Origin of the sequence: Brevundimonas pondensis (assembly GCF_017487345.1) — a bacterium.
GTDB lineage: Bacteria > Pseudomonadota > Alphaproteobacteria > Caulobacterales > Caulobacteraceae > Brevundimonas > Brevundimonas pondensis.
Window position 1 is genome coordinate 2,703,311 of the sequence record NZ_CP062006.1, and the last position, 21,529, is coordinate 2,724,839.

Genomic DNA, 21,529 nt, shown 5'->3' on the forward strand with positions numbered 1-21,529 from the left:
GCAAATGAGAACATCTTGTGAACCAGAACAAACCATGCACATAGTCCGTCTCACAGAGGGAGCGGGTCCTGGCGGGTCTCCCCAAAGCCCAGAATGGAATCATGGCAAGGGAGAGAAAACCAATGGCACAGGCGGCATTGAAGCTCGTGGGTAAAGAAGACGGCGAAAAGCAACGCGCTCTTGAGGCGGCGATCGCGCAGATCGATCGCGCCTTCGGCAAGGGCTCGGTGATGAAGCTCGGCAAGGGCGGTCTGGTGAACGAGATCGAGAGCGTCTCGACCGGTTCGCTGGGCCTGGACATGGCCCTGGGCATCGGCGGCCTGCCGGTCGGGCGGGTGATCGAGGTCTTCGGCCCGGAATCCTCCGGCAAGACCACCCTGGCCCTGCACACCGTGGCCGAGGTCCAGAAGAAGGGCGGCGTGGCCGCCTTCGTCGACGCCGAACACGCGCTCGACCCGGTCTACGCCCAGAAGCTGGGCGTGAACCTGGACGACCTTCTGGTGTCGCAACCCGACGCCGGCGAACAGGCGCTGGAGATCGTCGACCCCTGGTGCGTTCGGGCGCCGTGGACATCGTGGTGGTCGGCTCGGTCGCCGCCCTGACCCCCGTGCTGAAATCGAGGGCGAGATGGGCGACAGCCTGCCCGGCCTTCAGGCCCGTCTGATGTCGCAGGCCCTGCGCAAGCTGACGGCCTCGATCTCCAAGTCGAAGTGCATCGTTCTGTTCATCAACCAGATCCGTCACAAGATCGGCGTCATGTACGGCTCGCCGGAAACGACGACGGGCGGCAATGCGCTGAAATTTACGCCCTCGGTCCGCCTCGACATCCGCCGCACCGGCGCGATCAAGAACCGCGACGAGGTCGTCGGCAACACCACCCGCGTCAAGGTGGTCAAGAACAAGGTCGCCCCGCCGTTCCGCGAGGTCATCTTCGACATCATGTACGGCGAAGGCATCTCCAAGATTGGCGAGATCATCGACCTGGGCGTCAAGGCCAACATCATCGAGAAGTCGGGCTCCTGGTTCTCCTACGACTCCACCCGCATCGGTCAGGGCCGCGAGAACGCCAAGGAGTTCCTGAAGAACAACCCCGACATGGCCGCCGCCATCGAGAAGGCCGTGCGCCAGTCCACGGCCAAGATCGCCGACGACATGCTGGGCGCGCCCGAGCCTGACGAAGGTCAAGATCTGGAGGGCTGATCCAGCCCTCAGACCAAGCTTCCGTCCGTCGTCCCGCGACCCGCCTACCGACCCCGCGGGGTCGGTCGGACAGAGCGCCCCGCCCGAGAAACTCGGGCGGGCCTCTTTGTTGACGGGAATTCAGGAAAAAGGGCGGCGCATCCGATGCGCCGCCCTTCGTCATTTCAGCCTGCAAGGGCGATCAGCCCTTCAGTGCGACCCGGACCGCCTCCAGACCGGCCTCGGCCTTGGACCCGTCAGGCGCGCCGCCCTGGGCGAAGTCGGGCTTGCCGCCGGCGCCTTGCCGCCCATGGCGATGACGGCGTCGCGGGCCAGGTCGGCCGCATTGACCTTGCCCGCCATGTCCGGCGTCGCGGCGACGGTGATGGCCGCCTTGCCGTCGGTGACGCCGACCAGGGCGACGACGCCCGAGCCGATCTGCTTCTTGAAGTCCTCCGCCACGCCGCGCAGGCCCTTGCCGTCCACGCCGTCCAGAACGCGGGCGATCAGGGTGACGCCGTTGATCTCTTCCGGGGCCGCATTGGCGCCTGCGCCGCCGCCCAGGGCCAGCTGCTTCTTCAGGTCGGCTACCTGCTTCTCCAGCGCCTTGCGTTCGGCGCTCAGAGCCTCCCACGCGCGCCGGGACGTCGGCGGTCTGGATCTTGAAGGCCTGGGCCAGCGAGCGGGCGACATTGGCCTGCTCCAACAGGAAGCGGCGGGCCGCGTCGCCGGTCAGGGCCTCGATGCGGCGGACGCCGGCGGCGACGCCGCCTTCCGACACGATCTTGAACAGGGCGATGTCGCCGGTGCGGGCGACGTGGGTGCCGCCGCACAGTTCGACCGAATAGGCGCCGTCACCCGACAGGGCATGGCCCAGGGTCAGGACGCGGACCTCGTCGCCGTACTTCTCGCCGAACAGGGCGACCGCGCCGGCCTCGATCGCGGCCTCGGGGTTCATCAGCTGGGTGGTGGTCGGCAGGTTCTGGCGGATGACCGCGTTCACCTCGTCCTCGAGGCGGGCGATCTCCTCGTCCGTCAGCGGGGCGTTGTGGCTGAAGTCGAAGCGCATGCGCTCGGCGTCGACCATCTGGCCCTTCTGGGCGACGTGAGGGCCGAGCACGTTCTTCAGCGCCGCGTGCAGCGGGTGGGCGGCCGAGTGATTGGCGCGGGTGGTCGGGCGCGAGCCCGGCTCGACCGTGGCGGTCACGACGGCGCCGACCGTCAGGGCCGCGCCCTGGGCCACCTGGACCGTGTGAACGAAGAGGTCGGCATGCTTCTTGGTGTCCAGAACGCGGCCTTCGCCATTGGTCCAGACGAAGCCGCCCTTGTCGCCGGCCTGACCGCCGCCCTCGCCATAGAAGGGGGTCTTGTTCAGGACGACCTCGACCACCTCGCCGGCTTCGGCGGCGTCGGCCGCGACGCCTTCCTTCAGGATGGCGACGACCTGGCCTTCGCCCGTTTCGCTGTCATAGCCGGTAAACTCGGTCACGCCGTGCTGGTCGCGCAGGGCCAGCCAGGCCCCGGCCGAAGCCGTCTGGCCCGAGCCGGTCCAGTGCTCGCGCGAACGGGCGCGCTGCTCTTCCATGGCGCTCTGGAAGCCGTCGGCGTTGACCGAGAAAGCCGCGACGACGGGCCTCGTCCTGCGTCAGGTCCAGCGGGAAGCCGTAGGTGTCGTACAGGGTGAAGGCCGTCTGGCCGTCCAGCATGTCGCCGGCCTTGAAGTCGGTCGTCGCCTGATCGAACAGGTTCATGCCGCGGCCGAGCGTGGTGCGGAAACGGATCTCTTCCTGCTTCAGCGTGTCCTCGATGAAGGCCTGGGCGCGGCCCAGCTCGGGATAGGCTTCGCCCATTTCCTGGACCAGGGTCGGCACCAGACGGTGCATCAGCGGATCGGTCGAACCCAGCAGGTGGGCGTGACGCATGGCGCGACGCATGATGCGGCGCAGGACATAGCCGCGGCCTTCGTTCGACGGGGTCACGCCGTCTGCGATCAGGAAGGAGGCCGAACGCAGATGGTCGGCGATGACGCGGTGCGACGGGGCGCGTTCGCCCTCGGCCTTGGTCGAGGTCAGTTCTTCCGAGGCGTTGATCAGGCTCTTGAACAGCGTCGACTTCATAGTTGGAGTGGACGCCCTGCAGGACGGCGGCGATGCGCTCCAGACCCATGCCGGTGTCGACCGACTTCTTGGGCAGTTCGCGAACGATCTTGTCGTTCTCCTTCTCGAACTGCATGAAGACGTTGTTCCAGATCTCGACGAAGCGATCGCCATCCTCGTCCGGCGAACCGGGAGGGCCGCCGAAGATGTGGTCGCCGTGGTCGTAGAAAATCTCGGTGCAGGGGCCGCTCGGGCCGCTGTCGCCCATGGCCCAGAAATTGTCGGCCGTGGGGATGCGGATGATCTTCTCGTCGGCGAAACCGGTGACCTTCTTCCAGATGTCGAAGGCTTCGTCGTCGGTGTGATAGACGGTGACCAGAAGGCGCTTGGGATCGAGGCCGAACTCCTTTGTCAGCAGGCCCCAGGCGCTCTCGATGGCGTGGTCCTTGAAGTAGTCGCCGAACGAGAAATTGCCCAGCATTTCAAAAGAAGGTGTGGTGGCGCGCGGTATAGCCGACGTTGTCCAGGTCGTTGTGCTTGCCGCCGGCGCGCACGCACTTCTGCGAGCTGGTGGCGCGCTTAGGGGGGCACGGCGGCGCCCGTGAAATAGTCCTTGAACGGCACCATGCCCGCGTTGACGAACAGCAGGGTCGGGTCGTTCTGCGGCACCAGCGGAGCCGACTGCACCTTCTCGTGGCCGTCGGCCGCGAAGTAGTCGAGGAAGGTGGAGCGGATCTGTTTCAGGCTGGTCATGGGCGTATCGCTCTAAGGAATTCGGGCGCGCGGGGAGAATATCGGAACGGGCGTCATATAGGGATTTTGCGCCGAGCGCATCACTGGCGCGTGATCGCGTGCGCGGGGGGCGTGCTTTTCCGGCCCGGCGGGCTCTAATCGTGCAGGCGATGCGGCGCGACGATGACCCCGTCCGCGTCGGCGTAGAGCCAGTCGTCGGGGGTGAAGATGACGCCGCCAAAAGGCGGTGGGAATGTCGATCTCGCCTATGGCGTCGCGGTCGGCGCGCAGGGGGATGGTTCCGACGGCCTTCACGCCGACCTGCATCGTATTGATGACGCCGCTGTCGCGGATGGCGCCGTGGACCACGATCCCGGCCCAGCCGTTGTCGATGGCCAGCTTGGCCAGGTTGTCGCCGACCAGGGCGCGCTTCAGCGAGCCGCCGCCGTTGACCACCAGGACCGCCCCTGACCCGGCCGCTCCAGCACCTGACGGACCAGGGCGTTGTCGTCCAGTACGCTGAGGGTGCGGATCGGTCCGTGGAAGGCAGGGACCTGACCGAAGCTGAGGAACGGGATCTGGCAGACCTTCACCGCCTCGGGGTGGGCGTCGCAAAGATCGGCGGTGGCGGCTGTGGCGGGGGTCATGAGAGGCTCCGGTTTCTTGCAGCCAAGTCTGCCCGGTAGGGCGTCCTGTCTTCCCCTTGCCGTCATCCCCGCGCGAAGCGGACCCGCAAGCCAGGAGCTTGATGCTTCTCCCGGTCAGCGCCTCCCTTCTCCCCGATGGGGAAGGGCGCTCTATTCCGGCTTGCTCAGATCAATGCCCGCCAGCTTCCAACCGAACAGGTTGCGGCGCTTCATCAGCAGGGAGACCCGCTCGTCCGGCTGGTCATCGCGGGTCAGGGTGACGGCGAAGGTGTCGAGGTCGCGGTAGCCCCAGGACTGACGCACCTTCTTGCTCTCGGACCTCGTCCCGGTCTCCGGCTCGACCTTGGCCAGGTCAGGCTTGGGCGCCTTGCCCTCCTGCACCATGGCCGAGATGGCCTGGGGCGTGACGAAGGCGTCCACCGCGCCGCCCACGAGCGCCGGGGCCAGCAGCATGCCCAGGCCCGACAGGCCGCTGTCGCCCAGTCGGCTGTCCTTGCGCATCTCGGCGACCATGCGTTCGCTCAGTTCGTCCTTGAGGCTGGCGCGAAAGGCGGGAAAGCGGACCTGGCGCTCCAGCGCCTTTCGTCACCCGTTCTGGCCGCCTGCACCAGCGAGCGCGCCGCCAGCAAGGGCGACGCGGCATAGGTCAGGACGAAGACCGCCACGGCGGCGCCCCCAGTCGAATAATCAGTTTCTGGTTCATCGGCCCTCCCCTGCCTTACGAACGCGACGGGCAAGCGACATGTGACGCACACGACCTCGGAAACCCCAATGACATTAAGGGCATGGTTCGACGGGGGCTCAAGGGTCGTTAACCCTTGGACGGCGGTTGGGGTGGCGGTGGACAGCAAAAGGCCCGCCGGATTTCTCCAACGGGCCTTGATGTTCACGACCTCGCGCTCAAGCAGCGCGAAGCGCGATAGCGCCACTAGCCAATGTTCGGCAGGGCCTTGCGCAGGTTCTCGGACACCTTGTCCAGGAAGCCTTCGGTGGTCAGCCACGACTGTTGGTCGCCGACCAGCAGGGCCAGGTCCTTGGTCATGAAACCCGACTCGACGGTCTCGACCACGACGCGTTCCAGGGTGGCGGCGAACTCGGCCAGCTCGGCGTTGTCGTCAGCTTGGCGCGGTGCGAGAAGCCGCGCGTCCAGGCGAAGATCGAGGCGATCGAGTTGGTCGAGGTGGCCTCGCCCTTCTGATGCTGGCGGTAGTGACGGGTCACGGTGCCGTGGGCGGCTTCCGATTCCAGCACCTTGCCGTCCGGCGTCATCAGCACCGAGGTCATCAGGCCCAGCGAGCCGAAGCCCTGAGCCACGACGTCCGACTGCACGTCGCCGTCGTAGTTCTTGCACGCCCAGACGAAGCCGCCCGACCACTTGATGGCCGCGGCCACCATGTCGTCGATCAGGCGGTGCTCATAGGTCAGGCCCTTGGCCTTGAACTCGGCGGCGAATTCCTCGTCGAACACCTTCTGGAAGATGTCCTTGAAGCGGCCGTCATAGGCTTTCAGGATGGTGTTCTTGGTCGACAGATAGACCGGGAAGTTGCGTGCAGGCCGAACGAGAAGCTGGCGCGGGCGAACTCGGTGATCGAGTCGTCCAGGTTGTACATGCCCATGGCGACGCCCGACGACGGGAAGTCGAACACTTCGTGCTCGATGACCTGGCCGTCCTCGCCCTGGAACTTGATCGTCAGCTTGCCCGGGCCGGGGACCAGGAAGTCCGTGGCCTTTGTACTGGTCGCCGAAGGCGTGACGGCCGACGACGATGGGCTGGGTCCAGCCGGGGACCAGACGCGGGACGTTCTTGCAGATGATCGGCTCGCGGAAGACGACGCCGCCCAGGATGTTGCGGATGGTGCCGTTCGGCGACTTCCACATCTTCTTCAGGCCGAATTCCTGAACGCGGGCTTCGTCCGGCGTGATGGTGGCGCACTTGACGCCGACGCCATGCTTCTGGATGGCCTTGGCCGCGTCGATCGTCACCTGGTCGTCGGTGGCGTCGCGGTTTTTCCATGCCGAGGTCGTAGTAGTCGAGGTCCAGGTCCAGATAGGGGAAGACCAGCTTGTCCTTGATCATCTGCCAGATGATCCGGGTCATTCGTCGCCGTCGATGTCCACGATGGGGTTGGCGACCTTGATCTTGGCCATGCTCTGCCTCTGTCTCTTAATCAGGGAAGGAATATCGTGCGGGCGGTATAGCGAGACGCGCGCGCGGGCGCAAAGCCTGAGCGGCCAGATCGGCGTAGCGGCGTAAAAAGCCCCGTTGCGGCTTGAACCAGTGTCCAGCTTGACCGTTGATGGGCTTCGCCCTTTCCTCGCCGACGAGACGCCCGCCATGACGCTTCGCAGCCTGTTGCTGACCGCTTCCGCCGCCCTGACCCTGCCGCTGGCTCTGGGGGCCTGCGGAGAAGAAGAAGGCGATACGCCGGCGACGGCGCCCGCCGCTGCTGACCGCGCGATCGAGACCGCGGCGACATCGCCCGCTCTCGCGGCTCAGGCGACGGCAAACCCGCCCAGCATGACGCGCGAGTTCCGCGACTGGACCGCGACCTGCGACAACACCAATCACTGCGTGGCCTTTGGTTCGGCGCACGAAAACATGGGCTTCGTCCTGGTTTCCCTGGCCCCCGGTTCTGGGGCCCGTCCCGTCGTCCACATGGGCGGCTGGGGTCTGGAGGACGGCGCCGGCGACGTCTACGCCGAGATCGACGGCCGCCGCTATGCGGGCCAGAACACGAAGATGGACGAGGAAGGCGACGTCATCGCCTTCAGGACGCCTTCGCCCCAACTGCTGCACGACCTGGGCAACGGCTCCTTCATGGCCCTGCGACGCGGGGACGAGCAGATGAAGGTCAGCCTGGGCGGGGCGGCCGCCGCCTTCCTCTGGATCGACGAGCGTCAGGGTCGGCTGAACACGCCCACCGCCCTGATCCGGCGCGGCGACCGGCCCGCCGCCGAAGTGCCCGCCGGCCCCGCCGTCCCGCGCGTGACCGTAGCCGCCGCTGTCGCCCAGAACGGCCTGGTTCAGGACGACCTGTCCCCAGCGCTTCTGGCCCACCCCAAGGTCAAGGAATGCCTGGCCGAAACCCGCAGGGGCGAACGGTTCGAGCCGAACGTCGAGGTCTCGCGCCTGGCGGCGGACAGGCTGCTGTGGAGCGTGCCATGCGGCGAAGGCGCCTATAATTTCAGCCAGGCCTATTTCATCACCCCGGCCGACGGGACCGCGCCCCAGCCGGTCGTCTTCCCCACGGCGACAGGCAGCGAGGAGGATCTGGTCAACAGCCGCTACGACCCCAAGACCCGCACCCTCTTCGCCTTCGGCAAGGGGCGCGGCCTGGGCGATTGCGGCCGCATGGGCGTCTGGGCCTGGACCGGCGAGCGCTTCGCCCTGCTGGACGAGAAGGTCATGCCGAGTTGCACGGCCGTTCCCCAGGACCTGTGGCCGACCACCTGGCGCGCCGCGACCTGAGCTCCACTCAGCGTCAGACATGAAAACGGCCCGGACGCGCGAACGTCCGGGCCGCCTTTCGTTTCCCCTTGCGCAAAGCCTCAGGCCCGCATCTGGGCTTCCAGCACCGCCAGCGGCAGGGGAGCCGTTCATCAGCACCTTGTCGTGGAAGGCGCGCAGGTCGAAGCCGGGCCTGGCTTCGGCTTCAGCTCGCAGGCGCGCAATGACCGTGTGGCCGACCTTGTAGGAACAGGCCTGGCCCGGCCAGACGGTGTAGCGGTTGATCTCGCTGTTCGAGGCGTCCAGCGGCTTGGCGCCGAGGCCGCCATGTATTCGACCGCCTGTTCTCGGCTCCAGCGCTCGGCGTGGATGCCGGTGTCGGACCACCAGACGCACGGCCCGGAACAGATAGGACATCAGGAAGCCGACCCGGCCCAGCGGGTCAGCCGCATAGGCGTTCAGATCATTGGCGGCGACCGCCTCGGCGTACAATGCCCAGCCTTCGTTGTAGGCCGAGAAGCCGCCCCGCGCGGCGCCATTGCGGCAGCTCGCCGACTCGCGCTGCAGGGCGACCTGCAGGTGGTGGCCCGGCGAGGCCTCGTGATAGGTCAGGGTCGGCAGGGCGAACTTCGGCCAGTTCCCGCTGTCGCGCAGGTTGATGTAGTAGGCGCCCGGACGCGAGCCATCCAGCGGCGGCCCCTGATAGTATCCGCCCGGCGCGCCCGACTGGATCGAGACCGGGACACGGCGGATCTCGACGTGGGTCTTGGGCAGACGACCGAAGACGGTCGGCAGCTTCGGCTCCAGCGCGGCGACCTGCTGATTCAGCCAGGCCAGCAGCTCCGCCTTGCCCGCGTCCGTGTTGGGGAAGAGCTGGGCCGGGTCCTTGTTCAGGGCCTGAACGCGTTCGCCGACGGAGCCTTGGGTATAGCCCTGCGACTTCAGGATGGCGTCGATCTCGGCGCTGATCTCGGCGACCTGCTCCTTGCCCATCTTGTGGATCTCGGCGGCGCTCAGGGTCGTGGTCGTGTTGGACTTCAGGCCATTGGCGTAGAAGGCCTCGCCGTCGGGCAGACGCCAGACCCCGGCGTCGTGCGTCGCCTGCGGGCGGATGGCCTCCAGGGCCGCGACCTGACGGGCCAGGGCCGGCTTGATCTGCTGATCGACGATGGCGGCGGCGCGCGGGCGTCATAGCCGGTCAGGTTCAGGGCTGCGGTCTTGCGCACCAGCGACTTGATCATGGCCAGGTCGGCGGCGTTCGTGTCACGCAGGGTGCGGACCTGGGGCAGCATGCGGTCAATGATGAAGTCCGGCGGGATGACGCCCAGACCGGCGTCCTCGCGCACCTTGTCCGTCTCGCCGTCCAGCACCCCGGCGAAGGCCGAAAGACGCGACAGGAAGGCGTCGGCGCCCGCCGCATCCTCGATGCGGTGCTGGTTGTCCATGAAGTCCGGAGTCTCGAAATAGGCGCCCGACAGCTGGGTCACGACATAGGGCGACGGACGGACGGCCCGGACCGGCGCCGTAAGCAAAGCGCGAGGTCTCGGCCGAGGTCTCGCGGCCGAAGGCGGCGATGGCGTAGTTCAGGGCCCCGGCTTCGCTCAACCCCGTCTGGTCGAAGGCGCGTAGCGTGGCCCAGCGGCTGATGGCCTTGTCGCGGTCCTTGCGGATGGCGTCCGGACCGGCCTCGCTCAGCTTGGACGACAGACCGGCGCGGGCGCCTTGTCCAGGCCCAGGTTGGTGGCGCGCTCGGGCGACTCGTCGATGTCGGCCTCGAACCAGCCGTCCAGCAGGGCGTTCAGACGCGCATCGGCGTCGCTGGTTGCGGCATGGGCCAGAGAGGGGCGCCCAGAGAGGGCGCGACGGCGGCCGTGGCGGCGGCGGTCAGCAGAAGGCGGCGGCGATCGATCATGGTGGTACTCCCCGACGAGGACGGCGCAACGCCGCGCGCCCCTCTTTGCACTCAGACTATCGTCGGGCCGGCGCGCCCGTGGTTCAGAAGGCCTAGGTCGGCGTCCATGCGTTCATGGTCCGCTCCAGCACCGTCAGCGGCACGCCGCCCAGGTTCAGGCCGGTGTCATGGAAGCCCTTAATGTCGAAGCGGCTGCCCAGACGACGCTTGGCGTCCTCGCGCAACTTGACCCAGGTGGTGTGGCCGACCTTGTAGCTGGAGGCCTGGCCCGGCCAGACGCAGTAGCGCTCGACCTCGGTAGCGATGCTGCTCTCCTGATCGCCCAGGGTGTCGACCATGTAGCGGATGCCCTGCTCGCGGCTCCAGCGCTTGTGGTGCAGACCCGAGTCGACGACCAGACGCGCGGCGCGGAACATCAGCGACTGCAGATAGCCGATCTGGCCGAAGGGGTCGTTCTCATAGGCGCCGATCTCGTCCGCCAGTTGCTCGGCGTACAGGCCCCAGCCCTCGGAATAGGCCGAGAAGCCCATGACCTTCATCAGCAGAGGCGTGTCCGGCTGTTCCTGCTGCAAGGCGATCTGGAAGTGATGGCCCGGCACCGCCTCGTGATAGGTCAGGGTCGGCAGGGTCCACTTGGGCCATTCCGCCGTGTCACGCAGGTTGATGTAGTAGGCGCCCGGACGCGAACCATCCAGGGCCGGCGACTGATAATATCCGCCCGGCGCCCCGGCCTCGATGGCCTTGGGCACGCGCTTGATGTCGCACGGCGACTTGGGCAGACGGCCGAAGTAGTTCGGCATGCGCGCCTGCATGGCGACCATCTGGGCGTTCAGCTCCTTGATCAGCTCTTCCTTGGCTTCGTCCGTGTTCGGATAGACGAAGCGCGGATCCTGCCGAGGGCGGCGACGCGCTCGCCGACCGTGCCTTGCGTCATGCCTTGCGCCTTCAGCAGGGCGTCGGTGCGGGCCGAAATCTCGGCCACCTGCTCCAGACCCATCTGGTGCACCTCGTCCGGCGTCATCGACGAGGTGGTGAAGTACTTCAGGCCGAAGCGGTAATAGTCCTCGCCCTTGGGCAGACGCCAGACGCCGCCGTCGTGGGTGGCGCCGGGGCGCACGGTCTTGAGGGCGTCAGCCTGACGCTGGATGGCCGGATAGACCTCGGCCGTCAGGATGGCCTGGGCGCGCGCGGCCCAGTCGCCGGGGATGGCCTTCTCGGCGGTGCGGCGCGCCAGCGACTGGCTCATGACCGAGTCGGCCGGAGCCGTGCCGGTGATGGCCGCCATCTGGGTCAGGGTGCGGTCGATGACGAAGTCAGGCGGCACGGCGCCGGCGGCGAAGTCCGACAGCATCCGCTCGCGCTCGGCGTCCAGCCCCTTGGCGAAGTCCGACAGACGCGACAGGTAGGCGTCGGCGTCGTCCGCCGCCTCGATGCGGTGCTGGCTGTCGAGGAAGTCCGGGATCTGCTGATAGGCGCCGCCCAGTTGGCTGACGGTATAGGGCGATGGGAACATGCCGCCGCCATAGGGGAAGCCGTACCCCTCCTGCACCGTGTCGCCGAAGAACTCGAGCGAGTCGTAATAGGTCTGCTCGGTCGGCGTCAGCTGGGCCTTGTCGATGGCCTTCACCGCCTTCATGCCGTCGATGAACTTGACCTTGTCAGCGTCGATCTTGGCCTGCGAGCGGTCGCTCAGCTTGAAGCGGGCGGCGGCCATCGGTCCACGGTCCATGCCCAGGGCGGTCAGGGTCTCGGGGTCGGACAGGATCATCTCCTGCGCGATCTTGTCCAGCAGGGCCAGGAACCGGGCCGAGGCTGGACCCGCCGGGCGCCGCGGCGGTCTGCGCGAAAGCGGGCTGCGCCCGAGGTCGCGAACGCGCCCCCAGGGCGGGCGGTCATCAACAGGCGGCGACGGTCCATCATCGGGCTTCCTCCCAAAAGCAATGGGAGGGACACTATCGAAGCGACACCGCCCTGCAAGGCGTCATGATCGCGGCGGCAATGAAGTTTCGTCCATGCTGCGCCGCACCCGAAATCAGCCCGGCTGGACGTGGGCCTTGAGGCAGTCGTCGCGGACGGCCTTCTTCAGGTCGCCCGGCGCATTGGGTTCGTCCACGCCCTCTGCGGCCAGAACCGCCTTCATCGCCGCGTCCAGCCCCTTGGGCAGGGCCTCGATCACCTTCTTCTGACCCTTTTCATGCAGGCAGAAACCAACCTCGCTGCACAGGGCGGCGAACATGGCGTCGAAGTCGATGGAAGCGTCGGTCATGAAGTCTCAGGCTTTCAGGCGAGTCGCATGGAAGGCGACGTGGTCGTCCACGAAGCTGGCCATGAAGAAGTAGGAGTGATCATAGCCCGGCTGCATCCTCAGGGTCAGCCCCTGCCCCGCCTTTTCCGCCGCCGCGACCAGCAACTCGGGCTTCAACTGATCGGTCAGGAAGCTGTCGGCGTCGCCCTGATCCACCAGGATATCGTCGAAGGCCCCTGCCGCCGCACCGCCTTCGATCAGCAGGGCCGCGTCGTGCCTGGCCCATTCGGTGCGGTCCTCGCCCAGATAGGCGGAAAACGCCTTCTCGCCCCACGGACAACGCGTCGGCGACGCGATCGGGGCGAAGGCCGAAACCGACCTGAACAGCTGGGGATGACGCAGGGCCAGGGTCAGCGCCCCATGCCCGCCCATGGAGTGACCGAAGATCGAACGCGTCTTCGTGGTCGGAAACTCCGCATCAATCAGGGCGACCAACTCGTCCGTGACATAGGTCTCCATGCGGAAGTGCGGCGCCCAGGGGGCCTGCGTCGCATCGACATAGAAGCCCGCGCCCTGCCCCAGGTCATAGGCGGGGTCGTCCGCCACCCCTTCGCCGCGCGGCGAAGTGTCCGGCGCCACGATGATGACGCCGTGTTCGGCGGCGGCCCTGTAGGCCCCGGCCTTGGTGGTGAAGTTATCCTCGGTGCAGGTCAGGCCCGACAGCCAGATCAGGACCGGGAAAGGCCCTTCGCCGGCGGGGACAAAGACCGACAGGGTCATGGGCGTGCCGGTCGCAGCGCTGTCGTGCTTCAGATAGCGCAGAACGCCGCCGTGGAGGGCGTGGGTCTTGGTGGTTTCCATCAACTCAGACTCCTGAAATCAGTCGGGCCAGACGCGGGCCATGAAGGCGTCATCCAGTCGGCCGCCGTCCTTTGCAAAATAACCGTACCAGTCGCGCGGGATGGGCGGGCTGGCCCCGGCGGGCGGCGCGCCGCCGCCCCAGGCGTCAAAGCCGACGCCGACCAGAATCGGGCCCTCGCGCACGGCGGGCGCGGGCACGGCCTCGACCGCCTCGACCACCGCTAGGACCGTCTCGGGGCTAGGGGCCGGGTCGCCGGTCACGACCCAGGCTTTCGTCCGCCCGTCCGGCTTGACCATCAGCAGCAGCATGCCCGAGGCGCCGGGCTGGGCCGGCGCGGCGCGATCGCCCCTTCCGCCGCCGCCGTCGCCGCGTTGACATAGGGCGACAGGGCCGAGACCTCGACCCGCGCCTTCATGACCGGATCGGGCAGATAAAGGACCACGTCCTTGCCCACCCAGGCCTCGGCAGGGGCTTCGGCCGCCGGCGCCACGTCGCCGCCCCGGTCGCAGGCCGCCAATCCCAGCGACAGGCTGAACACCGCCAGCCCCGCCGTCATCGCCGCTTTCGCCCTCATCTCGTCTCCGCCTTCAAACCTAGGCCCTGCCTTATCCCTTGTGGACCCAGGCAGATAGGCCCGCCGTCAACCTTCGGGCGTCACCACGCGGGTCGCCTGACCGTTCTCGTCCCGGAAAGTGATGCGCGCGCCGCCGTCAGCCGCCACGCTCAGCACCAGACGCGCCCGACCCGCGCCGTCGCGCAACACCAGTTCCGACGCGCCCGAACCCTGACGCCCCAGGAAGGCGCGGGGCTGCCCGTCCATGTTGGCGGCCAGCATCGCCGCCTGCTGTTCCTCGGGCGTCATGCCGGCGAGACGCGTCAGCACGTCATAGTCGATCGACTCCTCAGGCCGGTCGTTGACGAAGACCCCGGACACCCGTCGCGCGCCCTGCTGGAAGCCCATGATCTGGACCGTCTGATCCTGTTCATAGCCGTCGAAGGTCAGGCTGCCGCCCGACGACTTGACGCCGTCAGCGTTCTTGCCGCCGAACACCAGGCCGCCGACCTCGGTGCCTTCCTCGTTCATGAACAGCATCCCGGCCGTGTCCCGGCCCGGATGCGGAACCTCGCGCCCGCGATGGGGAATTTCGGGGAAGGACGTCTGGTTCGAGATCACCATTCGCAGGGTGCCGTCCGGCTCGCGCACATTGATGCGCTGTACGTCGATCTCGGTGAAGCGGGCCGGACCGACGCCCGACACCGCGCCCGACACCATCACCCCCACAAAGACAGCCGTCAGCACGCCCGAATAGGCGATCAGAGCCTTCTGCGCGTCGAATTTCATGATGATCCTCCCCCTGTTTGCCGGGGTTTTGGTAGCGGATCACGCTGAGGCCATCCGTGGTCAGTTGTCGCAAGCCTGTCTTTTAAGACGGCCGGTGAACGGCGCAGATCTTGTTGCCCGACGGGTCGCGCAGATAGGCCAGATGCATTTCGCCGAAGGGCGTGCTGCGCGGACCCGCCGGGTCCTCGATGGCCACGCCGCCCGCCGCGATCCCGGCCTCGGCGAAGGCGATGACGGCTTCCGGGCTGGCCGCCGCGAAACCGATGGTGCCGCCGTTGGCGTGACAGGCCTGACCGTCGCGCGGCGTGACCACGCCCAGCATGCCGCGCGGCGTCATGTACCAGATGCCCGGCAGCGGCACATCGCTGGGCGTGCCTGGCTGATGGCCCAGAGCCCCAGCACCGCGTCATAGAGATTTGCGCGACGCCTCAACGTCGTTGGCGCCCAGGGTGACGTGGGTGAACATGGTCTTCCTCCCGATGATGCGCCCGGCCGGTTCGCCGGGCGCCGCAAGCTAGGCTTAGTCAGTTTCGTTTGGCAACGCTCTTTTAGAAGACGATCACTGACCGAATGCTCTTGCCCTCATGCATCAGGTCGAAGGCTTCGTTGATGCGTTCCAGCGGCAGGGGTGGGGTGATCATCGGGTCGATCTCGATCTTGCCGTCCATGTACCAGTCGGCGATCTTGGGCGTGTCGGTGCGGCCGCGCGCGCCGCCGAAGGCCGAGCCCTTCCAGACGCGACCGGTGACCAGTTGGAACGGACGGGTCGAGATTTCCTTGCCGGCCTCGGCCACGCCGATGACGACGCTCTCGCCCCAGCCGCGATGGCAGGCTTCCAGCGCCTGACGCATGACCACGGTGTTGCCGGTGCAGTCGAAGGTGTAGTCGGCGCCGCCGCCGGTCATCTCGACCAGATGGGCCACCACGTCCGACACGTCCTTAGGGTTGACGAAGTGGGTCATGCCGAAGCGACGGCCCCACTCTTCCTTGTCGCCGTTGATGTCGGCGCCGATGATCATGTCGGCCCCGACCATCTTCAGCCCCTGAATGACGTTCAGGCCGATGCCGCCCAGACCGAAGACCACGGCGTTGGCGCCCGGCTCGACCTTGGCCGTGTTGACCACCGCGCCCACGCCCGTCGTCACGCCGCAGCCGACGTAGCAGGCCTTGTCGAAGGGGGCGTCCTTGCGGATTTTCGCCACCGCGATCTCGGGCAGGACCGTGTAGTTCGAGAAGGTCGAGCAGCCCATGTAGTGGGCGATCGCCTGCCCCTTGTAGGAAAAAGCGGCTGGTGCCGTCGGGCATCAGGCCCTTGCCCTGCGTGCCCCGGATCGAGGTGCACAGATTGGTCTTGCGGCTCAGGCACGACTTACACTGGCGGCATTCCGGCGTGTACAGCGGGATGACGTGGTCGCCGACCTCAAGGCTGGTCACGCCCGGCCCGACTTCCACCACCACGCCCGCGCCCTCGTGGCCCAGGATCGAGGGGAAGATGCCCTCAGAGTCCAACCCGTCCAGCGTATAGGCGTCGGTGTGGCAGACGCCGGTGGCCTTGATCTCGATCAGCACCTCGCCCGCGCGCGCGGCCTTCCAGATCGACCTCGACGATCTCGAGCGGGCGTTTGGCTTCGAACGCAACGGCGGCGCGGGTTTTCATGATGCTGGTCCTTCGGACGTCCCTATCGCTCGCGACGCGGTCGCTCGCTGCTTCAGGGACATGAGGTGGGCGGGTGATTTGGCGACCTTACTACGCCCGATGCGGCTGGGTCGAAACGGCGACAACCGCAAAACATTATTGCTGTTGAGCAATAATCCTGATCCAACGTCCCCATGAGCCGTTGGGACGGGATCGACGAGATTCACCGCTGTCGCCGAACAGGCCAGCTTCTCAGCCGCCGCCCGGCGGCTGGGACTGTCCACATCTGCCGTCAGCCGCGAGATCGCCCGGCTGGAGGACCGGCTGCAGACCCGCCTGCTTCATCGCACCACCCGCCGGGTCGAGCTGACCGACGCGGGCCGCCGCGACTTTCTGGCCCGCTGCCGCCGCCCTGATCGACGAGCGCGACGAGGCCCTGGCCGCCGTCCAGCCCGATGATCAGGCCCCGCGCGGCCTGCTGCGCATGACCTGCTCGGTCTCCTATGGCGAGCGTTTCATCGCCCCCCGCCGTCAACGCCTTCGCGCGCCAGAACCCGGAACTGCGCATCGAGTTGGACCTCGACAATCGCCTGCGCGATCTGGTCGGCGACGGCTATGATCTGGCGGTGCGGTTCGGCCACCTGACCGACTCGCGGCTGATGGCGCGACGGCTGGCCTCGCGGCGCCTGATCCTGTGCGCCAGCCCCGACTATCTGGCGCGACGCGGCGCCCCGCGCGACCTGTCCGAGATCGCCAGCCACGACGGCCTGATCGGCTCGGCCGAGCACTGGCGCTTCACCGAGGCGGGGCGCGAGGTGACCCTGCGCCCCCGGCCGCTGGCGCTGCAACTCCGGCGCGGCGGTGCTGGACGCGGCGCGGCAGGGGCTGGGTCTGTGCCAGCTGCCCGATTTCTATGTGGCCGAGGCGCTGGCCACGGGCGCCCTCGTCTCCCTGCTGGACGAGGCCCGCCCGCCCGACGAAGGCGTCTGGGCCGTCCATCCCCACCCCCGCCACGTCCCGCCCAAGGTCCGCGCCATGATCGACTGGCTGCACGACCGTCTCGCCCAGAGGAGCCCCCGCATGAACCTCGTCGTCCTGACCGGCGCCGGCATCTCGGCCGAGAGCGGCGTGCCGACCTTCCGCGCCTCGGACGGGCTGTGGGAGGGGCATCGCATCGAGGCGGTGGCGACCCCCGAGGGGTTCGCGGCTGACCCGGCCCTGGTGCAGGACTTCTACAACCAGCGGCGGCGGCATCTGGCCAAGGTCGCGCCCAACGCCGCGCACCGGGCCCTGGCCGATCTGGCGGCGCGGTGGCGGGGCGACTTCCTGCTGGTGACGCAGAACGTCGACGACCTGCACGACCGGGCGCACGTCGAGACCCCGCCCGCGCCGGGGTTCGAGCTGATCCACATGCACGGCGAACTGCTGAAGGCGCGCTGCACGGCGTCGGGCGCCGTCTACTACTGGACCGGCGATCTGGAGACCGCGCACGCCTCGCCGCATCATCCGCAGGGCGTCTTGCGCCCGCACATTGTCTGGTTCGGGGAGATGCCGCTGGCGATGGAGCGGATCGAGGCGGCGCTGGAGGCCTGCGACCTCTTTGTCTCCATCGGCACCTCAGGCGCGGTCTATCCGGCGGCGGGCTTCGTCCAGCTGGCGCGCATGGCCGGGGCGCGGACGGTGGAGATCAACCTGGAACCGACCCAGGGCGCGCGCCTGTTCGACGAAGGCGTCTACGGCCCCGCCACCGAGGCCGTGCCCGCCTTCTTCGACGCGCTTTAGCCGCGCGGCCCGAACAGGATCACCCCCGCCCCGATCAGACAGACCGCGCCGCCGATGACGTCCCAGCGGTCCGGCGTCGTCTTCTCGACCAGCCCCATCCACGCCAGCGAGGCGACGATATAGACCCCCCCATAGGCCGCAAACGCCCGCCCCGCCGCCTCGGTCGGAACCAGGGTCAGCAACCAGGCGAAGGCGATCAGACTGAGCACGCCCGGCGCCAGCCACCACGGCGAGCGATCCAGCTTCAGCCAGGCCCAGAAGGCGAAGCAGCCGCCGATCTCGGCCAGCGCGGCGAGGGGGTAGATGAGGGCGAGTTTCATTTTATCTCCGTCATCCTCGGGGCCGCTCGCGTTTGCGAGCGGAGCCCGGGGACCCAGACGGTCAAACGAACCATGAGGCCGCCAGGTCTTCCCACTGCGGGTTGCCCGCCTCGATCAGATTGAGCTTCCACTGCCTCGGCCATTTCTTGATCTGCTTCTCCCGACGAATAGCCTCGACCATGCCAGCTTGAGGCTCGAACCACACCAGACCTTTGCAAGCATAAGCGTCCGTGAAGCCCTGAAACGTGCCAAGCTTATGCTGCCAGATGCGAGCATGAAGGTCGCTCGTGACGCCGGTGTAGAGTGTGCCGTTGCGACGGCTGGCCATGATGTAGGCGGCGATGATCGCGTCTGGATTTCGCATTCGCCTACCCTCCCAAGCCGGGGCATTCAGCACGCAGCGCCTCGACCGGACAAGGCACTAACGATCCAACCGCCTGGGTCCCCGGGTTCGGCTGCGCCGCCCCGAGGATAACGGAAGGGAGCAGGCCTACTCGCCCTTCTTCGCTTCCGCCGCGCGCTTTTCGGCCAGCTTGGCCAGGACCCGGCCGCGGCCCTTGGCGAGGGCGTGGATGGCGCCGCGCATGGTGGCGACTTCCTGTTCGGTGAAGGCGGCGCGGCCCAGCATGACGCGCAGGTTCTGGCTCATCGACGGCTTCTTCTCGGGCGGGTGGAAGAAGCCCCCGGCCTCCAGCTCGGCCTCAAAGTGTTCGTACATGCCGATCAGCAGTTCGTTCGACGCGGGCGGCTCGCCCTCGCGGAAGCGCGGCGGCGGGGCGTCCAGGATCAGGGTGCGCCACTCATAGGCGTTGATGGCCACGGCCTGGGCCAGGTTCAGCGAGTGGTGCTTCGGGTCGATCGGGATGGTGGTGATGCCGGCGCACAGGGCGATGTCGGTCGTTTCCAGCCCCGCTCGCTCGCCGCCGAACAGCAGGCCGGTCTTCAGGCCAGACGCTGTATCGTCATAGAGGATGCGGGCGCTCTCGCGCGGGGTGCGCACCGGCTGGCGCGTCTCGCGCGGGCGGGCGGTGGTGGCGAAGACGGTGTTCAGGTCGTGGATCGCCTCGGCCACGCTGTCGAAGACCTTGACGTCCTCCAGCACCCAGTCGGCGCCCGAGGCGGTGGCCCAGGCGCGGTCCTGGGGCCAGCCGTCGCGCGGGCTGACCAGCCGCAGTTCCGACAGGCCGAAGTTCGCCATGACGCGGGCGACCGCGCCGATGTTTTCGGCCATCTGGGACTTGTCGAGGATGACGACGGGGGGCGTGAGTTCAGTCATGGGCGTCCCCTACCCCTCCACGCCGTCTCGCGAAAGTCAGTCCTCGCCGATCATCGAGGTCCAGGGGTCGACCGCGCCGGCCTCGACCTCGGCCACCTTGACGGCGGGCCAGCCGATGGAGGCCGTGCCGCTCTCGCGCCAGCTGAGGATGATCAGGTCGCGCAGTTCCGAAGCGCCCGCCGCCAGACGCTCGTTGACGAAGGCCGCGCCGCGCGGATCGGCGTCGTTGAAGCCGCCCGCCTTTTCCAGACGGTAGAAGGGAATGACCGTGCCCAGCGTCGTCTTCAGATAGGCGGCGGTGCGGGTGCGCAGGTCCAGGCTTGAGACCTGCGGCTGGTTCATGGCCGCCTCGACCGTGTCCAGACGCGCAACGCGTGAGGTGAACTCGCCCTCGAAGACGCCGTGGGTGCGGCGCGAGTTGGTGAAGCCCTCGGGGTTGGGATAGTCGCCCCAGCCGTTGAAGTGGATCGAGGTATGGTGCGGCTGCGAGCCGTCGCCGACGTAATGGGCCAGGACGCCGATGTCGCGCAGGATCAGGGCCTCGCGGCGCTCGCGGTCGGCGCGGTACCAGGCCTTCTTTCCGGGGTCCATTTCGCGGCCCTCGGCGGCGGTCAGAACACGCCAGTAGGCGAAGTCGCGGCCCAGGTTCTGATAGGCGTCCATCAGGGCGTAAGGCAGATAGCCGACCTCGTCGATCTTGATCCCCGCCTGCACCAGGGCGGTGTCGAAGTCGGACTTCAGACGGGGCAGGGCGTCGATATGCGGGCCGTTGGCCGTCATCGCATGGCCGTTGTCGTCGAAGTCGATGAAGTGGGCCGTGTCGCGTTCGCGGTCGTGCGGCTGACCGGCGCCCTTCCAGCGGTCGGGCTCGCGCGCCAGTTCGCCGACGTCGGCGATGGCGCCCGGCGTGCGCAGGAAGGCGGGCAGGTCGTCGCTGAGACCACGCATGGCCGCGACGCCGATCAGGCGGTGGCCGGTATTTCCCCAAGCGTCCACATGAACAGCGGGGGCCGCGACCAACATCAGGGCGGCGGCGGAGATCATCAGGCGTTTGACTTGACGCTTCATCGGAGAACACCGGCGGAAAAATTCGTGGGGAAACGACCGCTTATCCCATTCACGGCCGCGCCTCCAGCCACGCTGATCAGGGCGTGTCGGCGCGATCACGCCGCCGTTATCTTGAGCCGAAACGCAGACATTCTTCGCAATAAAGTGTTACACCGCCAGACACAGGTGTTAACCGGAAAGCTGATCCCCACAGTATAGAAGCCAAGCAAAGCCAATACTGATTTCGTTGCTGACACATATGCTGTGACATTTGCGCGATATGCTCATGCACCTGTGGACTAATCGAACGATGATCGAGCCTCCGGGGCAGGTCTGATCTCAAGCGCCACGTTTCCGCCACAATTGACGGTCAAAAACCCGACGCCGGATCGTGTCGGGACCGGTGCTTTCCGAGTCTGTTCGATGCTGAACACAGCCGCTGCGCTTGCCATGTTCTGGGCTATGGCCTTCTCCGGTTCCGGAGAGCCTCAGTCCTATGAAGCCGTTGTCGCGATCGAAACGGCTGCAATGGAAACTGCTGCGGCGGCTGAAAGTTCCGCTGATGCGTCCGCTCTCTCCGCCGAACAGGCCGAGCTGATGGCGGGCGATCCCGACTGGCGCGCTTCGGCCCGCCTCTATCACGCAGGCGGCGGCGGCGCGACGGGCAACGACTCGCTCGGTTGCCGTCCGATCGCCATGCGCACGGTCGCTGTCGATCCCCGCGTCATCCCGCGCCGCACCAAGCTTTTCATCCGTGAAACGGTCGGCCTGCGCATGAGCGACGGCACCATTCACGACGGCTACTGGTACGCCTCGGACACCGGCGGCGCGATCAAGGGCGCCAAGATCGACCTCTATACCGGTCACGGTCGCGGCTCGATGCGTCAGGCCATGAGCCTGAACATGAAGACCCTGACCATCGCCGACGCCGGCGACTTCGACGGCTGCCCTCCGGCCTGGGAAACGGCCTCGAACTAAGGGCGGCAAAGCCCTCCGACAAAAAAG

At 67.4% G+C, this 21,529-nt stretch carries 20 protein-coding genes and 6 pseudogenes; 6 read left to right on the top strand and 20 right to left on the bottom strand.

The window, feature by feature from the left end; all coding sequences use genetic code 11:
• The first annotated feature begins 122 nt into the window (after positions 1–122).
• Positions 123–1,200, top strand: a pseudogene (gene recA, locus IFE19_RS13515) (recombinase RecA).
• A 181-nt stretch (positions 1,201–1,381) separates the two neighbouring features.
• Here recA and alaS read toward each other — a convergent pair.
• The 6 genes and pseudogenes from alaS to IFE19_RS17785 all read right to left on the bottom strand — a co-directional run bounded on the left by alaS (position 1,382) and on the right by IFE19_RS17785 (position 6,991).
• Positions 1,382–4,028 (bottom strand): annotated as a pseudogene (gene alaS / locus IFE19_RS13520) (alanine--tRNA ligase).
• 12 nt (positions 4,029–4,040) lie between these two features.
• The gene (locus tag IFE19_RS18185; RefSeq protein WP_263972786.1) at positions 4,041–4,463 is read right to left on the bottom strand and encodes an RraA family protein; all 423 of its coding nucleotides are present in this window, start codon (positions 4,461–4,463) and stop codon (positions 4,041–4,043) included.
• Positions 4,439–4,654: an RraA family protein gene (locus IFE19_RS17780; RefSeq protein WP_225910536.1), complete on the bottom strand. Its 216-nt coding sequence runs from the start codon at positions 4,652–4,654 to the stop codon at positions 4,439–4,441. Before IFE19_RS17780 ends, IFE19_RS18185 begins: the two co-directional genes overlap by 25 nt.
• Positions 4,655–4,804: 150 nt before the next feature.
• Entirely contained in the window at positions 4,805–5,230 is a 426-nt protein-coding gene (locus IFE19_RS13530) for a DUF2939 domain-containing protein (RefSeq protein ID WP_225910515.1), read from the bottom strand.
• 462 nt (positions 5,231–5,692) lie between these two features.
• Positions 5,693–6,637, bottom strand: coding sequence for an NADP-dependent isocitrate dehydrogenase (locus IFE19_RS13535; protein ID WP_263972787.1), 945 nt, complete (start codon positions 6,635–6,637; stop codon positions 5,693–5,695).
• Positions 6,638–6,748: 111 nt separating this feature from the next.
• On the bottom strand, positions 6,749–6,991 hold the full coding sequence (locus tag IFE19_RS17785; protein WP_225910537.1) for a hypothetical protein: 243 nt from the start codon (positions 6,989–6,991) through the stop codon (positions 6,749–6,751).
• Between IFE19_RS17785 and IFE19_RS13540 the strand changes: the two genes are divergently transcribed.
• Positions 6,990–8,123, top strand: a complete 1,134-nt coding sequence (locus IFE19_RS13540) for a DUF1176 domain-containing protein (RefSeq protein WP_207823115.1) — start codon at positions 6,990–6,992, stop codon at positions 8,121–8,123. The two genes, IFE19_RS17785 and IFE19_RS13540, sit on opposite strands and share 2 nt — an antisense overlap.
• Before the next feature lie 177 nt (positions 8,124–8,300).
• Here the strand turns inward: IFE19_RS13540 and IFE19_RS18140 are convergent.
• From IFE19_RS18140 to IFE19_RS13585, 10 genes and pseudogenes are all read right to left on the bottom strand, one after another.
• Positions 8,301–9,257: pseudogene (locus tag IFE19_RS18140) on the bottom strand (DUF885 domain-containing protein); the annotation flags it as partial.
• Positions 9,140–9,634: a DUF885 family protein gene (locus tag IFE19_RS17900; RefSeq protein ID WP_263972788.1), complete on the bottom strand. Its 495-nt coding sequence runs from the start codon at positions 9,632–9,634 to the stop codon at positions 9,140–9,142. The gene IFE19_RS17900 and the pseudogene IFE19_RS18140, both read right to left, overlap by 118 nt.
• Before the next feature lie 472 nt (positions 9,635–10,106).
• Positions 10,107–11,934: pseudogene (locus tag IFE19_RS18145) on the bottom strand (DUF885 domain-containing protein).
• Between the two features lie 112 nt (positions 11,935–12,046).
• Positions 12,047–12,280: a hypothetical protein gene (locus IFE19_RS13555; RefSeq protein WP_207823117.1), complete on the bottom strand. Its 234-nt coding sequence runs from the start codon at positions 12,278–12,280 to the stop codon at positions 12,047–12,049.
• Between the two features lie 6 nt (positions 12,281–12,286).
• Positions 12,287–13,120 (bottom strand): S-formylglutathione hydrolase, encoded by an 834-nt coding sequence (fghA, locus tag IFE19_RS13560; protein ID WP_207823119.1) that lies wholly within the window; start codon positions 13,118–13,120, stop codon positions 12,287–12,289.
• Positions 13,121–13,138: 18 nt separating this feature from the next.
• Positions 13,139–13,429: a hypothetical protein gene (locus IFE19_RS13565; RefSeq protein WP_207823121.1), complete on the bottom strand. Its 291-nt coding sequence runs from the start codon at positions 13,427–13,429 to the stop codon at positions 13,139–13,141.
• The gene (locus tag IFE19_RS13570) at positions 13,417–13,695 is read right to left on the bottom strand and encodes a hypothetical protein (RefSeq protein ID WP_207823123.1); all 279 of its coding nucleotides are present in this window, start codon (positions 13,693–13,695) and stop codon (positions 13,417–13,419) included. The genes IFE19_RS13565 and IFE19_RS13570 overlap by 13 nt, the downstream gene beginning before the upstream one ends.
• Positions 13,696–13,761: 66 nt before the next feature.
• Positions 13,762–14,463 (bottom strand): hypothetical protein, encoded by a 702-nt coding sequence (locus IFE19_RS13575; protein WP_207823125.1) that lies wholly within the window; start codon positions 14,461–14,463, stop codon positions 13,762–13,764.
• A gap of 82 nt (positions 14,464–14,545) precedes the next feature.
• The gene (locus IFE19_RS13580) at positions 14,546–14,824 is read right to left on the bottom strand and encodes a VOC family protein (protein WP_225910287.1); all 279 of its coding nucleotides are present in this window, start codon (positions 14,822–14,824) and stop codon (positions 14,546–14,548) included.
• 187 nt (positions 14,825–15,011) lie between these two features.
• A pseudogene (locus tag IFE19_RS13585) lies at positions 15,012–16,120 on the bottom strand (S-(hydroxymethyl)glutathione dehydrogenase/class III alcohol dehydrogenase).
• Positions 16,121–16,375: 255 nt separating this feature from the next.
• Between IFE19_RS13585 and IFE19_RS18035 the strand changes: the two are divergent.
• From IFE19_RS18035 to IFE19_RS13595, 3 genes and pseudogenes are all read left to right on the top strand, one after another.
• Positions 16,376–16,558 carry a LysR family transcriptional regulator gene (locus tag IFE19_RS18035; protein ID WP_318780476.1) on the top strand — a complete coding sequence of 61 codons (183 nt, stop codon included), beginning with the start codon at positions 16,376–16,378 and terminating at the stop codon, positions 16,556–16,558.
• 44 nt (positions 16,559–16,602) lie between these two features.
• Positions 16,603–17,101 (top strand): annotated as a pseudogene (locus IFE19_RS18040) (LysR substrate-binding domain-containing protein); the annotation flags it as partial.
• 78 nt (positions 17,102–17,179) lie between these two features.
• On the top strand, positions 17,180–17,881 hold the full coding sequence (locus tag IFE19_RS13595; protein WP_207827650.1) for an NAD-dependent deacylase: 702 nt from the start codon (positions 17,180–17,182) through the stop codon (positions 17,879–17,881).
• On the opposite strand, the gene IFE19_RS13600 is transcribed toward IFE19_RS13595, so the two are convergent.
• From IFE19_RS13600 to IFE19_RS13615, 4 genes are all read right to left on the bottom strand, one after another.
• Positions 17,878–18,201 carry a YnfA family protein gene (locus tag IFE19_RS13600; RefSeq protein WP_207823127.1) on the bottom strand — a complete coding sequence of 108 codons (324 nt, stop codon included), beginning with the start codon at positions 18,199–18,201 and terminating at the stop codon, positions 17,878–17,880. The two genes, IFE19_RS13595 and IFE19_RS13600, sit on opposite strands and share 4 nt — an antisense overlap.
• A gap of 61 nt (positions 18,202–18,262) precedes the next feature.
• Positions 18,263–18,565, bottom strand: coding sequence for a GIY-YIG nuclease family protein (locus IFE19_RS13605; protein ID WP_225910288.1), 303 nt, complete (start codon positions 18,563–18,565; stop codon positions 18,263–18,265).
• 126 nt (positions 18,566–18,691) lie between these two features.
• Entirely contained in the window at positions 18,692–19,477 is a 786-nt protein-coding gene (locus IFE19_RS13610; RefSeq protein WP_207823129.1) for an RNA methyltransferase, read from the bottom strand.
• 36 nt (positions 19,478–19,513) lie between these two features.
• Positions 19,514–20,545: a phospholipase C/P1 nuclease family protein gene (locus IFE19_RS13615; RefSeq protein WP_207823131.1), complete on the bottom strand. Its 1,032-nt coding sequence runs from the start codon at positions 20,543–20,545 to the stop codon at positions 19,514–19,516.
• A 402-nt stretch (positions 20,546–20,947) separates the two neighbouring features.
• Between IFE19_RS13615 and IFE19_RS13620 the strand changes: the two genes are divergently transcribed.
• Entirely contained in the window at positions 20,948–21,502 is a 555-nt protein-coding gene (locus IFE19_RS13620; RefSeq protein ID WP_207823133.1) for a 3D domain-containing protein, read from the top strand.
• Positions 21,503–21,529: the final 27 nt, after the last annotated feature.

Bases quoted from the DNA above. Each gene is read 5' to 3' on its own strand.
- IFE19_RS17780 (WP_225910536.1), bottom strand. From the start codon at position 4,654: ATGACCCCCGCCACAGCCGCCACCGCCGATCTTTGCGACGCCCACCCC.
- IFE19_RS13540 (WP_207823115.1), top strand. From the start codon at position 6,990: ATGACGCTTCGCAGCCTGTTGCTGACCGCTTCCGCCGCCCTGACCCTG.
- IFE19_RS17785 (WP_225910537.1), bottom strand. From the start codon at position 6,991: ATGGCGGGCGTCTCGTCGGCGAGGAAAGGGCGAAGCCCATCAACGGTC.
- IFE19_RS13555 (WP_207823117.1), bottom strand. From the start codon at position 12,280: ATGACCGACGCTTCCATCGACTTCGACGCCATGTTCGCCGCCCTGTGC.
- fghA (WP_207823119.1), bottom strand. From the start codon at position 13,120: ATGGAAACCACCAAGACCCACGCCCTCCACGGCGGCGTTCTGCGCTAT.
- IFE19_RS13565 (WP_207823121.1), bottom strand. From the start codon at position 13,429: ATGCTGCTGCTGATGGTCAAGCCGGACGGGCGGACGAAAGCCTGGGTC.
- IFE19_RS13570 (WP_207823123.1), bottom strand. From the start codon at position 13,695: ATGAGGGCGAAAGCGGCGATGACGGCGGGGCTGGCGGTGTTCAGCCTG.
- IFE19_RS13575 (WP_207823125.1), bottom strand. From the start codon at position 14,463: ATGAAATTCGACGCGCAGAAGGCTCTGATCGCCTATTCGGGCGTGCTG.
- IFE19_RS13595 (WP_207827650.1), top strand. From the start codon at position 17,180: ATGAACCTCGTCGTCCTGACCGGCGCCGGCATCTCGGCCGAGAGCGGC.
- IFE19_RS13600 (WP_207823127.1), bottom strand. From the start codon at position 18,201: ATGAAACTCGCCCTCATCTACCCCCTCGCCGCGCTGGCCGAGATCGGC.
- IFE19_RS13605 (WP_225910288.1), bottom strand. From the start codon at position 18,565: ATGCGAAATCCAGACGCGATCATCGCCGCCTACATCATGGCCAGCCGT.
- IFE19_RS13610 (WP_207823129.1), bottom strand. From the start codon at position 19,477: ATGACTGAACTCACGCCCCCCGTCGTCATCCTCGACAAGTCCCAGATG.
- IFE19_RS13615 (WP_207823131.1), bottom strand. From the start codon at position 20,545: ATGAAGCGTCAAGTCAAACGCCTGATGATCTCCGCCGCCGCCCTGATG.
- IFE19_RS13620 (WP_207823133.1), top strand. From the start codon at position 20,948: ATGCTGAACACAGCCGCTGCGCTTGCCATGTTCTGGGCTATGGCCTTC.